Genomic DNA, 18364 nt, shown 5'->3' on the forward strand with positions numbered 1-18364 from the left:
ACGACGAGGTAGATAGGGCAGAGGTGGAAGCATGGCAACATGTGCAGCTGACTGTCACTAATAGGTCGAGGGCTTAACCAAGTTGGTTTAGGTTGCCAGAGCACTTAACGAGGTAGTTTCGAGTTTAGTGCGAGGCATGTCAAAACACTTAGAGAGGTTGTTCACGAACTTAGTGTTTTGGCTGTCAGAAATGGCAGAGGAAATAAGAACGGATGAAAAGATATGTACAATGTGTGGTTTTGAGGGTATATGCCCTAAGAGAAAACGGAGAGATGAGAGTCGCTTCGTTTTTATAGAATAAGCGCGAGTGGCTCAGTGGTGGAGTACAACCTTGCCAAGGTTGGGGTCGCGGGTTCGATCCCCGTCTCGCGCTCTTTTTATTTGGTGCCGGAACCTTGATTTTACAAGGGATTCCGGCTTTTTTTGATTTCTTTTACTTGTCCTTGCTGGGATAGAGTGGGGTAGAATTTTGGAAGTGTCTACATAAAAATGTAGGCAGCCGTTTCCGGCATTGGGTTCGAGTCCCGTCTCGCGCTCTTTTTATTAAGTGGCCGGAAGCCTGTGTTTATGCGGGATTCCGGCTTTTTTTAGTCTATCCTAGTGATATTTTATGGGGTAGAGTAGGGTAGACCTTAACTTGCAAGGGCTTTTTCCATATCGGATTCATTTTCGGCAGTTGTTGCACGGTTAAATGCGTAATTGTGTAACGTAGTTCTTTCGTCCTCATGGCCGACCTGGCGGCGTATTTCATTAATATTTATTCCGGCATCGAGGAGAGCGGAGATATAAGATTTCCTGATCTTATGAGTGCTTTTCCTGTTGATATTGATATGATCGCAATACTTACGGATACGCGTATCAACTGCACGGGGAGTAATTCTTTTCCCGCCGTGTATAAACAGAAAATCATGATCGCAAAAACCACTCTCTTTGTTTGTGTCAAGAATGATTTTAATAATGCGGCGTGCTTCTTCTGTAAGGTATACATCGCGGTCACCAGCGGAACTCTTTGTGTGTTCTACGGTGACCCATACGGCCGGGTACCATGTGCCGTCAGGCCGTTGCCGTTCCTGCTTCTGTACCATTCGATGAATATGAAGATACTTACCGTTAGAGGAGATATCAGTCTCTTTTATGGCAATCAGTTCGCCTAAACGTACACCTGTCTGAAATGCAAGGGGGATAGCAAGAGCCGTTGTACACCCTTTTTCGTCAAATTCCCGCCATGCTTCGGATTCAATTAAAGGCCGTTCCGACGTAAGAAATACCTGAGTACTATCGTCCGGCTTTTTAACCTTCCTAAACAGTTTCCCTTCGATCTTAAACTCATTAAAAGGATTGGAAGACAGCAACTCATGATCTACAGCATAGGTAAGGCTTTGCCGCATAATCATGGACATATTATAGTACTGGTTTTTGGTAAGAGACTTTTCTCTTATTTTATTTAAAGCCCATTCTTTCAGCGACGCTTTTGTAAAAGTCCTTATATCCTGATTAATAATAGGATCATCTTTGTAGTAAGCATTCCAGTCGTTGTCGATCCTGCGGATATAACTGGTTGCATTAGTTTCCAGACCTTTAATTTTCAGCCACAAAGGATAAATAGCAGCCAGAGTAGACAACTGGTTTTTCTTTTGCGCTTCCTGCTCTTGGCTTTCCCTGTCTAAATAAAAGTCAATGATTTTCCGTTCCAGCTTTTCCCGTGTGGACGCAGTAACGGGTTTCCGTCCCTTTGGTTTGGTTGAATCCGGTAGATAAGATAAATGTACACCTTTTTCATTTGTCCAGATATGGTAAAAGTTTTCAATGTGCTCTTTAAGGATTGCATTCTCTTTTTTCTCTTGTTTTGTCATATTGATTAATTCGAGAAGCTCTTCCGTATTTATATCTATTATATCATATTTTACCAAATTTGTCCATAAATCAGTGGCGTTTTCTTTACTTTTATTGTTTAAAATACACAAAAAATGTACCATCCTTTCGAGATGATACAGCTTGCTGAAATGTGTTATTATTGTTTGTTTGCGTATTTTATTAAAAATTTTATTGGTGTTATATGTTTGTAGTGGTGTATGAAGCAAGTTGTATCAGATTGATGAATCAAAAATATAAGTAACAGGTATTTTAATACCATCGTTTGTCAGCAGATATGGTAACGTGTGCTGACGAAGTTCCTTAAAAATATCTGACAGCGGTACTCCGCGGACATTTGCCAGTTCGGAGGGGCTGAGATAAAGTGTGATTATTTCCATTTTGTATTCCTGTGCTTTCTTTTTCAGATTAAGGGAAGTTCTAACTGTCGTGCCGGATCGTTACCGAAAGGAGTATTTTCGGTACTGCATGACTCAAATTCATGTAACGAGCGTGGGTGCTGCTCCATATGCAAGTATTCGTCTACGGTATAATCTTTATACTTTCCTAAATCATAATAGTGCCTTATCTGATTGATACGGGCGAGAAATGCTTTCCATGATTCCGGTTCTTCCCGCTGAATATTCGGATACTGTTCAAGCAGTGAAAGATTTGAAACAATGTATACAGTATCATGGAGACAGACGCGGTTCGCATAGCGGCAGTTTAAAGTTAATGGCTGGCCGTCACATAATGCGAGAATCAGGGAGAATGGCAGAGCACTTCTGTATTCATCTAATAGCAGAATCCGGGTTCTGGACGTGTCGTATTTGTCCCATATGCCAGAGCCTTTATAGTCAACGACAGAATAGATTTCACTTGCATCATGTGACTGGTATACATAGGAGGTCTTCCCTGTGCGCGTTTTGCCATAGATATACCAGACTGTCATGTTACGGTATTCTTTGCCTTTATCTTCCCAAAATGCTTGACGATATTGTTCTACTGCGGGCAGATGAAGTGCCAGAGAGGGAACCGCTTGAACCACTTCCAGATTTGAGGCTCCATCTTGTACAAGCGCAATCATGGCATCAATGTCAGAGCGGTGTCCCTGATAGTCTTTTCCATCATCTGGACATTCGCAGGACTCATAAAATGTTTCTATGTGGTTTGTTGATTTCTTTTCACTTTCGAGATAGGCGCCTTCCTTCCTCGTATAGTCTCGATTCTCTTTAGATGTTGAATTTCTTATCACCTCGATGTGTGAATTGTCAAATTGTTTGGATATTGTAGACACTGACTGAGGATTTTTAAACTTCACATACAGGTGAAAATGATGGGTGCCTTGTTCTCCTGTTTCATAACAGAAACAGTAATATTCAGTTTTCCATTTTTTCATGGTTTCTTTGATTTTATCAGCAGTAAATCCTTTTTCTAAAGGATTGTTACAAGTGATCTGCATTCGTCTTGTACGGGTAGACAATGCTTTTTACACCTTCTTTCAATGAAATGTATTGTTAAAATTATAACAGAAAATGACACGTGACACATGACACATATGTGGCCTAAAGGTTAATACTAAGCCTTTAGGCTTTCAGGGCTTGCCCGCCACGCTCCGCATGGCGGACGCCCTGAAAAACTTTGCTATCGGTTGACTGCACTCCACAGATCGTCATGCATTGCTTTGACATTTTGTGGAAATGGGACACGTATTTTAGTCAGGTTAGCATCATTAACCGTATAATAACCAACCCCGGTAGGACACGTCTCAATTTCATCTTTGTAGCTGGGCATAAGCATATTTATCGTTTCCTTTGAAGGCGCTTGTAATAATACCTTAAAAGAAAATGATTCCCGGCTGCCGACAGAAAAAAACTCTGCAAGTGGTTTCTGTGCCGATACGATGATATGAATTTGTTTCGCACGGCTGAGGTTTAGAAGCCGGGCCATTTTGGACATGATCTCTTTTTGCTCCTTTGCAGGAAAGGAAAGCAGCCAGGAAGGATATTCGTCAATGTAGAGGACAAGCCAGTTATAAGTTGTATTTTGTTTAAGCCGTTCCTCGAATATGTCATAAAATTGCGTAAAGCCTTCGAGGCAGTCATCGTATTTAAAGTAATGCTTAGCCCCTTCTAAATATGCAAAATCCACGTTTTTATAATCCAGTAGAAAAATTTCACACCCGGATAAATGACGGGAAATTTTAGAAGTAATACCAGTAGCTAATACTGTTTTTCCAGATCCTGAAGGTCCGGAAATTATTGCGCGTGCACTTGAAGTCATATCCCATTCAATCCACTTTGTAACACCGTATTGCCAGTAGTTTTCGTCTACAAAAGGCTTAATAATTCCGTCAGCCATGATAGTCATCGTCCTGTAGTGTACGGCTTCCGTATGTCTGGTTGAGTACTTCTGTCATCGCGTTTTCGTAGGCGACGCGTTGGATATAACTATCATCAAACGATAATACCAGTGTCAGGGTGACATACGTTTTCATATCCTCTGCCTTGTCCACGTAAAGCATATTGTTTTCTGAACGTTCTATCAGCGGGGGAAGTCCATTTGTCCTAATATGCTGGTCTATCAAACCCTGGACAGCAGAGCGTATTAATGCGGTGTCGAGATTTTCCGTATCTATTTTAGGAATCATGTATCTGTGGTACATCATGCCGCGGTATGTGTATGCATCAAGCGTTGGATTGCCCATGTCAGCCGGACGGAGCGGTCTTTGGCAGGAGGTAAGGGCGCTAAAATTAGGAGCAGAAAAAATTCCACTGTACAGCCAGTTCCCAATGGTTTGGTAGCAGCCTTTACAGAATCTTTCTTTCTGTGCGTCACTTCCATGTTGTAGTTCCGCCATTTTCCGTTCCCGTTCCTCTTTCTTTTTGTAGTATTGCAGCGCAACACAGGAGCCGCCGGCGGCCGTAGCTGCTACACCGTAAAAGTGTCTGTTGACGAAGGAATATATGGAATCAAATAAATATCCCAGCGCTTTCATAAAGAGGATAACTACTATAATACAAGAGGCAGCCCCCAGAAGAATCAAAATGATTTTTCGTGGAAGTCCGGTGGAACGGGCTGTTTCCAGCCCATTCATTACCGTTTCTTTTGCAGAGTTCCAAAACTTTTTAAGGGATTCTTTCATATGTCTGTACCTCCACTAAATTATTGTAGCTTTTCCGTTATTTACAAGCGGTTTTGCAGCTGTCCACGAGATGAAATTTCCGTTCTTGGTCTGCCGGTACTCGCCTGTAAGTTCGTAGTCCTTACCTTTCTCGACCATGTTAAAAACCTCCTGATTTACATTTGCCTCGCCAACAATGTTGTCGTCCTCCTGGCTGAACGTTATTTTAAAAGACTGATGCTCAATACCATCTCTTCCGATGTACTTACTGCTTTTTGCATTTAAAATTTTAACAAAAGTTTTCAATATCATTAGTAAATCTCCTTTTCGATTTTTGCTATTCGGAATACTTCCGAAATACTTGATAAGTTTCATTTTTTCCTCACCAGTTTGACATTCCCGGGTGATGTCTTACTGAAATATGGTTTTGCTGGGAGGAGGAACACCCTTACCTCCCAGCATGAAATATCTGTTTAGCTAATTTTTTCCGGTTTCTCAAGAGCAGGGCAATATAAATATGGCTGTAAATCTACTTCAACGCAGGAAATCTCAATTTCCAATTCGAATATTTCTTTGCGCACCGAATTGAGCGTATGCGAAAGATCAGGATAATCGACTCTGTCAATCAGTTCTCCAATTGCTTCACGAACCATAAAAAGCTCATTTAAACGGGTGTTTATAATTTCATGAATGACACACTGGTTTATGGATTCCCCACTTGCTTTTATCTCGGAAAGTAAGGCTTTTAAACGTTCATCTTCTTTTCTTGTTCTTTCAATCAAAATGGTTCCTAAGGTCAAAAGATTAATTGCTTTGTTTGTTGTTTCGTCCATTTATAACACCTCATCTTTGTAAAATGTATTGTTATTATCATAGCAATTACGTTTCTAATCTTAAATTTTCAAGGTACATGTATGTAAAACATCGCGCGATATGGATTGTTTTGCAAAGTCTATTCCTGATGGAAGAGTTTGTGTAGTCTTATAAAGTCGGTTGATTTACTCAACATGAGCATAGTATAATATAAAACAGAGAAAATGTAATGGACAGAAACCTGATTGGTACAAAAAATCGAAATGTCCACAGATTTAATTCTTGAAGGTGAATATGATGGATAAAAATACAGCTTTACAATTTAGTACAATTATTGTTTATGAATTGATGAAGCAAAAAAAGTCTACAACTGATTATGAAAGAAAAGTAAGCGATAAGCTAAAGTGTTCAGTCAAGACAGTTCATAGATACTTTACTGCATCGTGTGGTTTTGCAAGAAAAAATAGCGGCGTTAAATATTATGAATTTTTAAAAGCCAGTGAGAAATATCTGGGTCTAACAAGGAAAGAATTATTTACAAAAAGGAAATTATATTATGAACTTGATGAAGAGAAAAAAGAAAAATTATTTTGCAATGAAAAGGAAAAAATCAATCAAGATTTATATACTGAATGGATTGATGAGCCATATAAACTTTCTAAAGATGAACTTAGTTATACTGATGTATTCATTAATTATTTAGATTTGGTGAATGACAGTTTTTTGGAAGTGTTGGGAAAAAATTTAGAGGACATTAGTGATATTTTACAAGAGGTTTTAGATGGGTGGCAGGAAAAAATTGTTAAGGAAACATGGAATAAAAGTAAGAGTGATTATAAAGAATATATAAGTTTCTTGTATAACTATTATGAAAAATTAAAAGTAAGCAAAGAATTTTTAACTCAAATTTTATCATTACAATATGAACGTAGAATGAGAAAAGAAGTCAATACAATTTTAAAAGAAGCTGTCGAAGCATCACGCATGCATATTACAAATATAATGAATCATGGATTTAACGATGATATTATTAACTTAATATGTATGCAAAAGAGTTTTATTACGTTGGAACAAGAAAAGCAGTGTATTGTTTATGATGAAAGAAAAGGGTATAGATACAATAGTGTATTAGTTATAAATGAATTTAGCACTAATATAAATTTTGAAACCGTGTATTATTGTATGAAGCTAGTGAAAAGTACTGTGTCATCAGGAAATAGACATGTACTGAGTGTGAAACAAGATTGTCTTAATAAAGCTATTACGTATGCAATGCTTAGTAAAAGTCAACAAAGCATAGTAATGAAAAAAATACTAAATATTGTAGAGCAATGCAAATAAAATCAATTATTTCGCAATAAATAAGTCATCAATGTATATTGATAAAATTTCAGCAATTGCAATCAACTCACTTGCAGAGAGATGAGCTTGTCCCCTTTGATATTTTGAGTAGGTTTGTTTAATTATGAAACAACCTTTAGCCTAGCCTGGAAAAGGTTGCATATTCTAAAGAGAAGTGCTATTATTTAAATATAAGAAGAGTTAAGCAGTAAGCTACTAAAACTTTCGACTGCGGTAAATAAACAAGGTCTCCGGACATACATAAATAGAGAAGATAACGACCATGTTTATTTAACAGGAGGTAATATATTATGAAGAAATTATTAGGAATGCTTTTAACAGTAGCTATGTGCGTTACTATGGCAACACCTGCATTTGCATCTAATGATATGTTCGTGTATTCTAAGGAAGCTGATGGCTGGTATATGAATGGCGCGAAAATAGATTCTGCAGAGACTGTGTATGCATTAAATCTCGGTGAGCAGTTTCGTGATATCGCAGACGAGAAAGAACGCATAAAAGCTGTTGCGGACTACATTAAAAATAGCTATGAATGGGACTTACAGTTTGATGCTATTTTTAAAGTAATCGGTAAGGATAAAACCAGACATTTTGATAAGTTATACACGTGTATGTTAGAGGGAGCTGGAATTAATGTCGTAGGTCACACAATGACTGCTTACATTAATCGTACGTTTGATAATACCTGTCAGACAGCTCAGGATGTTGTAATAGAGTTAGGTGGTCAGCGTTATTGGTCGTCTGCACTTATGTACAAGTATCATGGTGACGAGTATCTGTTAGTTGATCATATTCCGTCAACAGACCATACGAATGCAGATGTTCATGATTATGACATGGATGGTAACTTTGTGTATGAAGAGCTTATTATGATTCCTGAGGAAGATGTCATATACGGTAATGTATTAACAGATTAACAATCAACAAGCACAGGAGGGTAACATTCCTCCTGTGCATAAATTACAAAATGAAAAGAGGGGTACATGTGAAAAGGTTTAGAATGTGCACACCTTTATTCACAATCTATAAACCGATAATCAAGCCAGGAAAGGGTGAGTGTCTTTCCTGGCATTTTCAATGGTGGGTATCATTCTTTTTGAGTCCAAGCCGTCAAGGACATGCTTCGTTTTTCCAAAATCCTTGACGGCTTTCATTTCAAAATTTATATTTGGTGATTAAAAACGCGGGTAGAGTATGGGGTAGAGTACGGAAGAGCACCTCTCAGACCTCCTGTATTTTGGTTATTTTTTCGTTCTGTTACGGGTTCGATCCCCGTCTCGCGCTCTTATTATATAAGAAAACGGATTTCCAGAGATGGAAATCCGTTTTTGCGTTACACTCCAAAGTGTATCATATACTTCTGTTCATCGATCGCCTGGCTGATCCTGTCTGCAAGCGCAATCAGGTTGTGATCGTGATTGATTCTTTTGTCGCTGATCACGATATCCTGCAGTGCGGGGAGAGACTCCGGCGGGATTAAGGTAACACCGTATCTGTCGAGGGCAAAGGAGGGGCGGCTGAGAGACTGCGTGTAGGTCTGGATCAACATCAGCTGCGGCCACCAGTCATTGATATACTTGTCGTCATCGATGGCAACACAGCCATACTTCTGAGGTTCATATTTCACATAATTTTTTTCTGGATCGATTGTATCCATGATTCCAAATTCTGTCTTTATCATAAGCTCACCTGAATTCTACAGCAGCTCAGTGTCCCGGTGGATTACTCGCAGGGAACAACTGTCTCAATTAACCGGTCGGCAGTCTCTTCGTCTGCGGCGATGGAGAAGAGATAGACCACTTTGTTGTCCTCATTTCGCAGGTAGACGTTCATCTCGAGGTTCTCCGGTATTTTACAGACCATTTTCTGATAAGTCTGGCCGGCCACAGTCACGGGCCGGGGGGCAGTCGGAGTCAGATCGTATTTCCCCCAGAATGCAGAAAATACATTGAGATCGTCCCTCAGAATCTGCTCCATCGGATCACTGTTATACTGAATGACGACTCCAAACAGCGACTGATCCGGAGTGACAGCCAGGAAATCGTAATAGCTTGGGATATAGTCATGAGCGGAAAGTACATTCAGTTCTTCGGCTGTCTGTACAAAGGTATATTCCGGCAGTGTAATACGGATTCCGGCCCAGGGATGCTCATAGACTGAATTCTCGAACCGGCCGGATGGAAGATGGACGAAAAGAGGGTCCGTTGGGGGCGTCTCTTTCCAGGCTCCCGAGCGTTCGAAGGTGTAGGTATGGCCTTCTATGTCGCGCGTGGTGTCGCTCACCATTATTCCATCGGCATCAAAGTAGTACCAGCCGTTTCCATCTCTGATCCAGCCGCCGCGTATCAGGGTGCCGTCAGAGAGCGCATACTGCCATTGATTTCCCTTGTGCAGCCAGCCAGTGCTTTGATTCCTGCTGGCCGTGCTTACCGCGGCATATGCCTCCTGCGGCCGGACAGCCGAAACTGTACCGGCGAGTGCCAGGGACAGACATAATCCTGCGGAAATGGTAAGAAGACGTTGGTTTAATCTCATGAAGCTATGATCCTCCTGTCAGTGGTACCGCCTTGCACGGTGAATTACAGTAAGTGTATCTCTTTTTGGATTGCCTGTCAAATACGAGGATGAATGAGCTGACGTTTAAATTTACAGAAGCCGTAATATCCGCTATAATCAGGACAGAGGCAGTAGCAGATAAGACAGCACACCGAGACGAAAGCGAAGAAAGATAAGACCGTGCATTAAGACGAAAGAAAAGCAGCCGGACGGGGCTGGAAAGGGGTGGGAATGTGAGTGAACCTGTTGCAAAGCGCCAGATGTTTGAATATGACGGGGATAATCCGTTTCATATCTATAATATTCCCTATTATCCGTCGAGCAGTGATGAACTTCTGTTTAATCACTGGCACGAGGAACTGGAGATTGTTTATACGCTGCAGGGGAACAGTCTGCATTATATTGACGGGACCTGCATCAAGTCACAGCCGGGTAGGCTGATCGTCGTGAACTCAGAAAGCAGTCATAATATCATACCGGACCGCACGGTATATGGAAGCGGAAGAAAAGTGGTGATTGCGCTGCTTATTTCGCGGGAATTTCTGGAGGGGGTATTTCCGGACTTTAAAAACATGTATTTTCTCAATGAGAAGGAGATGACGACTCCGGAAATAGGGGATTTGATGGTGACACTGTCCCATTACGACGATGAGTCGGAGACGTCATGCTATGAGCGGATTTATATAAAGGGACTGGTACTCCAGCTTCTCTACCATATCACGCAGGAGGGAGTGGCGGAGAAAAATGTGATCCTGCCGCTGAACAATCAAAAGAACATCGAGCGGTTGAAAGGCGTCCTTCAGTTCATTGAAAACCATTACATGGAGAAGCTTTCTCAGGCAGAGATCGCGGATAAGTTTTACTTTTCCAAAGAGTATTTCGCCCGTTTCTTCAAGAAGCACACGGGGATGACCTTTATCGAGTACCTGACGAAATACCGCCTTCAAAAGGCGCGGATGCAGTTGATGGCTTCTAATTCTGGAATTCTAGAAATTGCTCTCAATAATGGTTTCTCTGACGATCGGAGACTGATTCTGGCGTTTAAGGAGGAGTATGGCGCAACCCCATTCCAATATAGAAAAATGGAAAGAAATAAAGAAGAATAAAGAAGAATAGCGGCTGAATTTTCATGTACAGGTCAATATATGGATGTTTTTAGATAAAATACGCAAGGAATTTCCTGTCTGTCTCCATTATAATGAGGATTATAAAAATCAAGTTACAGGAGAGGGGAAGCAATGGGAAAAAAGAAAACCGGTTTATCATGGTCGGAAAAAATTTCTTATGGTATGGGAGACTGCGGAGCCAATGTGACAGTAGCCCTGTGTTCCACATTTTTGACTGCGTATTATACGGACACTGTGGGGATCGCTGCTGCCGCGGTCGGCACTATGATGCTGCTGGCGCGCGTGTTCGATGGGGTTACCGATATTATCATGGGGGCGATTGTCGATAAGACGAAGACACGCTGGGGCAAGGCCAGACCGTGGGTGCTGTGGACGGCGCCGCTTATGGCGATCGCACTGATCCTGGAATTTAATGTTCCCGGTGGCTTAAGCGGGAATGGAAAGCTGGTCTATGCGTATCTGACCTATATTTTCCAGAACTGTATCGTGTATACAGCCAACAACCTGCCGTTTAATGCATTGCTGTCGCGCATGACGCTGAATGTTCAGGACCGTGCCTCTGCGGCGACTACGCGTTTTGTCATGACTCAGCTTACAACGCTGATTATCAATGCGGTGACAGCAACCCTCTTGTCTACGGCGGGATGGTTCTGGCTGTCGATTATTTACGGCATCGTAACATTTTTTATGTGTCTCATCTGCTTTCTGGGTACCAGGGAGCATATCGGAGAAGACACGGAAACCGGTGTGGTTCAGGTGGAGAATGTTCCGCTGAGTACAGCACTGCCGGCACTTTTCAAAAACAGGTATTTTTATATTCAGAGTCTGCTGTTCATGTTTCTGTATATTGGAATCGTCAGTACCGGTTCCACAACATTCTATTTTTGCAACATCGTTTTAAATAATCTGGGTTACTTAACCTACATATCCATGGCTACCACGATTCCGGCCATCATCGTGAATCTTATGCTGCCGAAGGCCATTCAGAGATACGGAAAATGGAAACTGATGATTGGCGGCGCATTCCTGATGGCTCTGGGCGGGCTGATCATCGGTGCGGCCGGTTCCAGCTTCCCGCTGGTTCTTCTGGGGCTGATCGTAAAAGGGACGGGAATGGGACCGATCATGTCCGGTATCTTTGCGATGACCGCGGATGTCGTGGATTACGGTGAATGGAAGACCGGAGTCCGCTCGGAAGGGTTGGTCAACTGCTGTACATCCTTCGGTATGAAGGTTGGAATCGGCCTCGGCTCCGCCCTCTGCACCTGGATCATTACCATGGGTGGATATGATGGGACTGCTGCGGTGCAGCCGGCTTCTGCTGTTACCATGATTCGGTTCGGGTTTGGATACAGCGGTGCGATCATCGCGGTGATCTGCCTGGTTCTGTGTTTCATGATGAATATCGATAAGTATATTGTGGAGATTCAGAATGACCTGGAAGCAAAACGAAATACAAAATAGAGAGGTACAGATAACTATGTCAGAAATGAGTGATACAATTCGTAAACTGTTTCGGGAGGGGGATGACCGGCGGGACGCCGGTCTCACCACACCGGAGGGAATCCGGCGTTTTGACGATATCGTCTATGGGGAGGATGCAGAGCGGCAGATTCTCGATGTATACCGTCCAAAAGACAAGGCGGGGGTACTCCCGGTTATTGTGAGCGTTCATGGCGGCGGCTGGGTGTACGGTGACAAGGAGAGGTACCAGTACTACTGTATGGATCTGGCGTGCCGCGGATTCGCAGTCGTAAATTTCACCTACCGTCTCGCACCGGAATATAAGTTTCCGGCATCGCTGGAGGATACAAACCGGGTGTTTGCCTGGGTGCTGGATCATGCGGAGGAATATGGCTTTGACCGGACGCGGATCTTCGGTGTGGGGGATTCTGCCGGGGCCCATAATCTGGGGCTTTATGCCGCTGTCTGTACAAACCCGGAATATGCGGCAAAGTATCCATTTCAGCCGCCTGTGGGATTTGCGCCGACGGCTGTTGCACTGAACTGCGGCGTCTACCGGGCGCCGGTCTCCGAAGACGAGAAGGACCAGAGCAATCTGCTTATGGCAGATCTTCTGCCGGAGAGAGGGACGAAAGACGAATACAAGAAAATCAGCCTCGTGAATTACGTGACCAGCCAGTATCCGCCGGTATTTCTCATGACGGCTACCGGAGATTTTCTGAGAGAACAGGCGCCGCTTCTGGCGGAGAAGCTGATGGAGTTTGAGATTCCGTTTGTATACCGGTATTATGGCTGCGCGGACCGGCCTCTGGGACACGTGTTCCACTGCAACATCCGCCTGCAGGAGGCTTCACGGTGCAACGATGAGGAATGCGAGTTCTTTCGAAGCTATTGCTGATTCACAGCGGCCAGTTGATCCAGAATAGCGAGAACTTCGGAGAGCTCATACATGCTGTAATCAGCCAGTGTACGGTCAAAATGAAAACGGTCGTCGATGAGCGCAGCCACGGTCATACTGGCTCCGTGGCCGGCCATGATACCGTAAGTGGAATCTTCCACGACGAGGCATTGTGACGGTGTACACTGCAGGGTGCCTGCTGTATGCAGATAGATTTCCGGATTCGGTTTGCTTTCCAGGTTTCTTCTCCGCTTACTACGTAATCAAAATAATTTTTCAGACCGCAGGAGGTCGGTACGGTTTCAATTCCATTCCTCCTGCTTTTTCCTGTTGCACTTTTCCGGTTACGACCGGTACGTTCCGATCTGTGCCTTTCCGGTAGCGACCATCTCTCCGGCAAGCGCGGGTGCGTCATTGTCCAGTCCCATCCTGCATCGAATGGCAAGTTCCAGCGCCATACCCAGATTAATTCCATATAGAACCGTCAGCCGCGAGTCTGCATCTGCCAGCGCGGCGGCACATTTATAAGGAGATCCGCCGATCATATCGCACAGTATGAGAAGCTCGTCACAAGTCTGCATGGTTCCAACTGCATCTTTTAAATGTTCCATCAATGTGTCCCAGCTCTGCCCGGATTCAAAATCCACGGCAGTCAGCAGCTCCTGATGTCCAATCAGCAATTCCAGCGCGCTGACCAATCCGGAGGCAAACTGCCCATGTCCTGTGATAATCAATCCTATCATGCGTTTCTCCATTCTTCTTGTATCTGCTGCAGCTTTTATTTTATAATCTCCTATATCATATACTATATACAAAAAAAACGCAATTCCCCGTCCCTTTCCGGATGCTGTTTTCCCTGTTTCCTTCCCGGTTTCCAGAAAAGTCAGAAAACCTAATAATTTCCACCAAAAACAGAATTGCTATCTCTTCAGGAAAAGCTTAGAATAAAATCAGAACATTCTGTTAAAAATCGGGGGATTGCAGTATGAAAATTGGAAAAAAGATACTTCTGACCAGTGTATCCTTGATTACAGCCGGTATTCTGGCGGCGGGAGGGATTATCAGCTCGGTTTACATAAGACGTCAGCTGGACAGCACGGGGGTGTACGTGGAGACGTTGGTCGACCAGATCGCCGTCAACATCGGAACGAGAACACGGGAATATGAGGATACGATGTTAAATATGGTGCAGAACTGGGATTTATTCGGCAACTATTTAAATAAAAAAGACAGTAATATCTATTATAACCGCCGCGCCGTGGCTTCCTTTGTGAATCAGAGAAACACATCGAGGTCGCCGATCCTGGATTTCTACGCATTGGACAACAGCTCGGTGATTACCTATTATGATTATAAAACGCAGAGTTTTAAGGATGTGAACCAGGAGATATCAGACTATATCCGGGTCAACAGAAAAGAAATACCGAAGGGTGCCATCTGGAGGTGTTTTGCCTCAGAGCCGGAAAAGGTCTACATGATCCGGTCCATTTACAGTCCGGTCAGGCTGGAGTATGACGGTGTGATCGCGGTGGGGATCAGCAGGGATATATTTGAACGTCAGTTTCTGGCACTGGAACAGAGCAAAAATGGAAAGGTTACCATCTTAAACCCGGAGGGGGATGTGATCTTTGGAAAGAATGGCGAACAATTAAATCCTGCATCTATACTGGAGAAGAGCAGGGAATCCGGTGATTCCCGCCATTTAATCAGGAGCGGAAGCAGGAGCTATCTGGTCCGAAATAAGGAAACCGAGGACAAGAAGTGGAACGTGATCTATCTTATTAACGAGCAGGAGCTTTTCGGCCCCATGAATCAGATGCTGGTGGCGATTCTGATCGTCTGTTCTGCGACCATACTGGCGGCGGTAATCTGCGCCGCGGTGATCTCTGGCAGTATTACGAGGGGAATCCGCCAGCTGTATGACCACATCCAGCGCCTCAAGCAGGGGGAGTGGACCACGCTCTCCGTCCCCTATTCCAAAGATGAGATCGGCCAGATTACCATTGCATTCAACGATATGGCAGTCAGCTTGCAGGACATGGTGGAGCATCTGGCCAGACAGAAGCTGGAGACGGAGCAGGCGGAGTATAAGGCGCTTCAGGCGGAGTACGGGGCACTTCAGGCGAGAGTGAATCCGCATTTTATTTTCAATGCCATGGAGTCCTTAAATGCCGTTGCCAAATTAAACGGACAGGACACAATCGCCTCCATCTGTACGTCTCTGGGACGGCTGATGCGTGTGGCCATTAACCGGAGAAAGAGCACTGTGACGCTGAGGGAGGAGCTCAGCTATGTCAGTGACTATCTGGAGGTTCAGAAATTCATGATGGAGGACCGGCTGGAGGTATTTTTTGATGTGGAACCGCAGGCGGAGGAGTGCCAGGTGCCTTCTCTGCTTTTACAGCCGCTGGTGGAAAATGCGGTTATTCATGGAGTGGAGAATTTAAGCGAGGGGGCAGTGATCTTTGTCTCATCGGATCTGATAGCCGGGCCGAAGGGAGAAGCGGCCGTAGTAATACAGATTGCAGATAACGGAGTGGGAATGGACGAGGAGACTCTGAAACGGTACTGCGATTTTTCTGTCAGCGCGGAGGAAGACAGTTCCAGCCATTTCGGCCTGGTCAGCGTGGAGAAACGGATAAAAATTCTGTACGGGCAGGAGTACGGGATTACAGTGTCGAGCCAGGTAGGGAAGGGGACCGTCGTGAAGGTAGCCCTTCCTGCCATCGACAGAAACGGGGGATTTACATGATTAAAATTATGGTAGTCGATGACAATGCTCTCGTCCGGAGGGCTGTCTGCGAGACCATCGACTGGGCGGCCATGGGCTGCGAAATCGAGGGAAGGCTGACGAATGGAATCGAGGGACTTCGATATGCGAAGGAGCATCATCCGGACATCGTCATCACCGATATTAAAATGCCTGGAATGGATGGCCTGGAGATGGTTAAGGCCTTGAAAGAGGAGTATGATAAGTTTTCGTCGATTGTCATTACCGGTTTTGACGAGTTTCAGTATGCGCAGCAGGCGCTGCGGCTGGGGGCCGCGGATATTCTGCTGAAGCCGATTGAAAATAAGGAACTGGTGGAGACGGTGAGGCGGATTGCCGGAGGGAGCATGGAGAGGAGGTACGGAGGCGGAGGTCTGAGCAGAGTAGGAAGTCTGGGAAGAGATGAAAAATTGACCGGAAATGTAAGCCTCAATGGAACCTTCGGCCTGACCGAAAATCAAATTCTGACTGAAATGATCCGCGAGGAGCATATGCAGTATCTGGAAGAGAAGAAGGAGGAGCACTATGCCATAGTGGTGCGCCGGGCGCTGGCGTATATGCGGGAAAACTTAAGCAGGAAGATCAGTCTGACGGAACTGGCCGACTATGTGGGACTGTCGGCGGCTCATTTAAGCCGGCTGATCAAAAAGGATACGGGGAAGAGTTTTATCGACGTTCTCAATCAGATTCGCTTGGAGACAGCGGTCCAGCTGCTCCGTGAGGGCAGATATAAGGTCTACGAGGTATCCAACATGGTGGGAATCGACAATTATGCGTATTTCTATCAGTTTTTTAAAAAAGAAACAGGAAAATCACCGACGGAGTATATTCAGAACGGAACGTAATACATTTATCCCTATCAGGCGTCTGCCTGGTAATTTGGCACGGCAGATAAAAGACGTCATAATAACTAATAAAATATCATTTATGTTAAATTGTTTGTGCATGTTGAATGATATACAATAGTGTCAGTGGGAAACCCAAGAACAAAGAAAAGGAGAAGAGATATGAGAAAGAGAGAAAAAAGATGGGTTAGTCTGGCACTGGCGTCATGTATGGCTATCGCGGCCGTGACAGGATGCAGCTCGGGATCCGGGAAGACCGGAGAGACGGAGAGCGCTGCTCAGGCAGAGACAGAAGCAAAAGCAGAGGCAAAGAAGGAGGAGGGAAAGGAAGAGAAAAAGGAGGAGAGCAAAGAGGAAGTCACACTGACATTTCTTCACCACATGGGGGAACAGGGAAAGAAAGACGGACTGGTAGCGCTGTCGGAAGCATTTACGAAGAAGTATCCGAACATTAAGATCGAGGTGGAGTTCCTTTCCAGAGATGATTTTATCAATCAGTACAAACAGCGGGTAGCGGCGGACAATGCGCCTGATTTCATCAATTACCGGCCGTTTGAGACGCCGGAGGTCATCGAAGCCGAGCTGGTGGAACCGCTGGATCCCTCCATTTTCCCGGATAATATCGATAAGAATTGTATCGATTCCATATCACTGGACGGAAAAATCTATGGAATTCCTCTGGACAGAGGCGGATACGGCTTCTATTACAACAAAAACATGCTGGAGAAGGCGGGAGTGAAGCCAGAGGATTTAGATACGATGTCGGGAGTTTTAGAGGCCTGCCAGAAGATAAAGGATGCGGGAATGGTTCCGCTGGCTTCCGGTTATGCGGAATCATGGACAGAGAATATCATCATCGAGGGCCAGACTTTTACGGGACCGATGGTTGCCGATCCGATGATTTTTGAGAAACTGATGAGCGGTGAAAAGAAGTTTTCCGATTATCCGGAGTTTGTGGACATTATTACACACGGCCAGCAGTTGGTTCGCGATTACGCGCTGGTAGATGAGAAGGCGGCAAGCCAGCAGGCTTCCGACCAGTATGCGCAGTTCGGACGCGGCGACGCAGCCATGATGATGCAGGGAACATGGGCGATTTCCGATATCCGTATTGCTCAGAAGGCAGCAGGCAATACGGATGAGTTTGGATTTACGTATTATCCATGGTCTGACGATCCGGCAAAGAACTATATGCCGGCCAACGCCGATGACTCCTTCATGATTTCATCGGGGAGCAAGCACATGGAAGAGGCCATGCTGTTCGCAGAGTTTGTTCTGACACCGGAGGCGGGAAAAGTATGGGCCAACGCATCGGGCTGTATCAGTGCTCTTTCGGGCGTCAGCGCGGATAATCCGGATCCGCTTCTTATGATCTTTACGAAGGTCCTGGACGAAAAGGGATACTATTTTGAGATGAATCCGGGCCTGGCGGGCCAGTATTACCAGGATTTTGACAAGATATACATCGAGGGAAGAATTGCGGGGGATTCTCCGGAGACTGTGATCGAGAAGTGGCAGAAATCATTTGACAATATCCGGGCTACAGGGGGCTGA

General features: G+C 44.5%; 18 protein-coding genes and 1 tRNA gene. 9 read left to right on the forward strand and 10 right to left on the reverse strand.

The window, feature by feature from the left end; translation table 11 throughout:
* Positions 1–301: 301 nt before the first annotated feature.
* A tRNA-Gly gene (locus tag DFR60_RS16885) sits at positions 302–373 on the forward strand.
* A 259-nt stretch (positions 374–632) separates the two neighbouring features.
* On the opposite strand, the gene DFR60_RS16890 is transcribed toward DFR60_RS16885, so the two are convergent.
* From DFR60_RS16890 to DFR60_RS16920, 6 genes are all read right to left on the reverse strand, one after another.
* Complete coding sequence (locus DFR60_RS16890) at positions 633–1964, reverse strand: tyrosine-type recombinase/integrase (RefSeq protein ID WP_243005105.1); 1332 nt, start codon at positions 1962–1964, stop codon at positions 633–635.
* A 311-nt stretch (positions 1965–2275) separates the two neighbouring features.
* Positions 2276–3334: a hypothetical protein gene (locus DFR60_RS16900; protein ID WP_110323963.1), complete on the reverse strand. Its 1059-nt coding sequence runs from the start codon at positions 3332–3334 to the stop codon at positions 2276–2278.
* Between the two features lie 161 nt (positions 3335–3495).
* Positions 3496–4212, reverse strand: coding sequence for an ATP-binding protein (locus DFR60_RS16905; protein WP_243005106.1), 717 nt, complete (start codon positions 4210–4212; stop codon positions 3496–3498).
* Positions 4205–4996, reverse strand: coding sequence for a hypothetical protein (locus DFR60_RS16910; protein ID WP_110323965.1), 792 nt, complete (start codon positions 4994–4996; stop codon positions 4205–4207). Before DFR60_RS16910 ends, DFR60_RS16905 begins: the two co-directional genes overlap by 8 nt.
* A gap of 15 nt (positions 4997–5011) precedes the next feature.
* Positions 5012–5287 (reverse strand): hypothetical protein, encoded by a 276-nt coding sequence (locus DFR60_RS16915; protein ID WP_110323966.1) that lies wholly within the window; start codon positions 5285–5287, stop codon positions 5012–5014.
* 161 nt (positions 5288–5448) lie between these two features.
* Positions 5449–5808, reverse strand: coding sequence for a hypothetical protein (locus DFR60_RS16920; RefSeq protein WP_110323967.1), 360 nt, complete (start codon positions 5806–5808; stop codon positions 5449–5451).
* A gap of 274 nt (positions 5809–6082) precedes the next feature.
* On the opposite strand from DFR60_RS16920, the gene DFR60_RS16925 reads away from it, so the two are divergent.
* Positions 6083–7129, forward strand: coding sequence for a hypothetical protein (locus tag DFR60_RS16925; RefSeq protein ID WP_146218615.1), 1047 nt, complete (start codon positions 6083–6085; stop codon positions 7127–7129).
* A gap of 311 nt (positions 7130–7440) precedes the next feature.
* Complete coding sequence (locus DFR60_RS16930) at positions 7441–8067, forward strand: hypothetical protein (RefSeq protein WP_110323969.1); 627 nt, start codon at positions 7441–7443, stop codon at positions 8065–8067.
* Positions 8068–8483: 416 nt separating this feature from the next.
* On the opposite strand, the gene DFR60_RS16935 is transcribed toward DFR60_RS16930, so the two are convergent.
* Together DFR60_RS16935 and DFR60_RS16940 are read right to left on the reverse strand one after the other, a co-directional pair.
* The gene (locus tag DFR60_RS16935) at positions 8484–8831 is read right to left on the reverse strand and encodes a hypothetical protein (protein ID WP_110323970.1); all 348 of its coding nucleotides are present in this window, start codon (positions 8829–8831) and stop codon (positions 8484–8486) included.
* A gap of 41 nt (positions 8832–8872) precedes the next feature.
* A complete protein-coding gene (locus DFR60_RS16940) occupies positions 8873–9685 on the reverse strand; it encodes an N-acetylmuramoyl-L-alanine amidase family protein (RefSeq protein ID WP_110323971.1) in 813 nt (270 codons plus the stop codon).
* Between the two features lie 254 nt (positions 9686–9939).
* Between DFR60_RS16940 and DFR60_RS16945 the strand changes: the two genes are divergently transcribed.
* The 3 genes from DFR60_RS16945 (at position 9940) to DFR60_RS16955 (ending at position 13195) form a co-directional block, all read left to right on the forward strand.
* On the forward strand, positions 9940–10812 hold the full coding sequence (locus tag DFR60_RS16945; RefSeq protein WP_167437633.1) for an AraC family transcriptional regulator: 873 nt from the start codon (positions 9940–9942) through the stop codon (positions 10810–10812).
* Between the two features lie 132 nt (positions 10813–10944).
* Positions 10945–12297, forward strand: a complete 1353-nt coding sequence (locus DFR60_RS16950; RefSeq protein WP_110323972.1) for an MFS transporter — start codon at positions 10945–10947, stop codon at positions 12295–12297.
* A 16-nt stretch (positions 12298–12313) separates the two neighbouring features.
* A complete protein-coding gene (locus DFR60_RS16955) occupies positions 12314–13195 on the forward strand; it encodes an alpha/beta hydrolase (protein ID WP_110323973.1) in 882 nt (293 codons plus the stop codon).
* Here the strand turns inward: DFR60_RS16955 and DFR60_RS16960 are convergent.
* On the reverse strand, positions 13186–13434 hold the full coding sequence (locus DFR60_RS16960; RefSeq protein WP_110323974.1) for an HAD-IA family hydrolase: 249 nt from the start codon (positions 13432–13434) through the stop codon (positions 13186–13188). The genes DFR60_RS16955 and DFR60_RS16960 overlap by 10 nt on opposite strands.
* 105 nt (positions 13435–13539) lie before the next feature.
* Positions 13540–13938, reverse strand: coding sequence for a PTS sugar transporter subunit IIA (locus DFR60_RS16965; RefSeq protein ID WP_110324141.1), 399 nt, complete (start codon positions 13936–13938; stop codon positions 13540–13542).
* A gap of 242 nt (positions 13939–14180) precedes the next feature.
* Between DFR60_RS16965 and DFR60_RS16970 the strand changes: the two genes are divergently transcribed.
* The 3 genes from DFR60_RS16970 to DFR60_RS16980 all read left to right on the forward strand — a co-directional run bounded on the left by DFR60_RS16970 (position 14181) and on the right by DFR60_RS16980 (position 18364).
* Entirely contained in the window at positions 14181–15947 is a 1767-nt protein-coding gene (locus tag DFR60_RS16970) for a sensor histidine kinase (RefSeq protein WP_110323975.1), read from the forward strand.
* Positions 15944–16810 (forward strand): response regulator transcription factor, encoded by an 867-nt coding sequence (locus tag DFR60_RS16975; RefSeq protein WP_110323976.1) that lies wholly within the window; start codon positions 15944–15946, stop codon positions 16808–16810. Before DFR60_RS16970 ends, DFR60_RS16975 begins: the two co-directional genes overlap by 4 nt.
* Before the next feature lie 162 nt (positions 16811–16972).
* Positions 16973–18364: an ABC transporter substrate-binding protein gene (locus DFR60_RS16980; protein WP_110323977.1), complete on the forward strand. Its 1392-nt coding sequence runs from the start codon at positions 16973–16975 to the stop codon at positions 18362–18364.

The sequence above is a fragment of the Hungatella effluvii genome (genome assembly GCF_003201875.1).
Taxonomy (GTDB): domain Bacteria; phylum Bacillota; class Clostridia; order Lachnospirales; family Lachnospiraceae; genus Hungatella; species Hungatella effluvii.

Coding starts and splice junctions, on each gene's coding strand:
- DFR60_RS16940 (WP_110323971.1), bottom strand. CDS start 9,685: ATGAGATTAAACCAACGTCTTCTTACCATTTCCGCAGGATTATGTCTG.
- DFR60_RS16920 (WP_110323967.1), bottom strand. CDS start 5,808: ATGGACGAAACAACAAACAAAGCAATTAATCTTTTGACCTTAGGAACC.
- DFR60_RS16905 (WP_243005106.1), bottom strand. CDS start 4,212: ATGGCTGACGGAATTATTAAGCCTTTTGTAGACGAAAACTACTGGCAA.
- DFR60_RS16975 (WP_110323976.1), top strand. CDS start 15,944: ATGATTAAAATTATGGTAGTCGATGACAATGCTCTCGTCCGGAGGGCT.
- DFR60_RS16910 (WP_110323965.1), bottom strand. CDS start 4,996: ATGAAAGAATCCCTTAAAAAGTTTTGGAACTCTGCAAAAGAAACGGTA.
- DFR60_RS16935 (WP_110323970.1), bottom strand. CDS start 8,831: ATGATAAAGACAGAATTTGGAATCATGGATACAATCGATCCAGAAAAA.
- DFR60_RS16980 (WP_110323977.1), top strand. CDS start 16,973: ATGAGAAAGAGAGAAAAAAGATGGGTTAGTCTGGCACTGGCGTCATGT.
- DFR60_RS16915 (WP_110323966.1), bottom strand. CDS start 5,287: ATGATATTGAAAACTTTTGTTAAAATTTTAAATGCAAAAAGCAGTAAG.
- DFR60_RS16965 (WP_110324141.1), bottom strand. CDS start 13,938: ATGATAGGATTGATTATCACAGGACATGGGCAGTTTGCCTCCGGATTG.
- DFR60_RS16950 (WP_110323972.1), top strand. CDS start 10,945: ATGGGAAAAAAGAAAACCGGTTTATCATGGTCGGAAAAAATTTCTTAT.
- DFR60_RS16970 (WP_110323975.1), top strand. CDS start 14,181: ATGAAAATTGGAAAAAAGATACTTCTGACCAGTGTATCCTTGATTACA.
- DFR60_RS16955 (WP_110323973.1), top strand. CDS start 12,314: ATGTCAGAAATGAGTGATACAATTCGTAAACTGTTTCGGGAGGGGGAT.
- DFR60_RS16930 (WP_110323969.1), top strand. CDS start 7,441: ATGAAGAAATTATTAGGAATGCTTTTAACAGTAGCTATGTGCGTTACT.
- DFR60_RS16925 (WP_146218615.1), top strand. CDS start 6,083: ATGATGGATAAAAATACAGCTTTACAATTTAGTACAATTATTGTTTAT.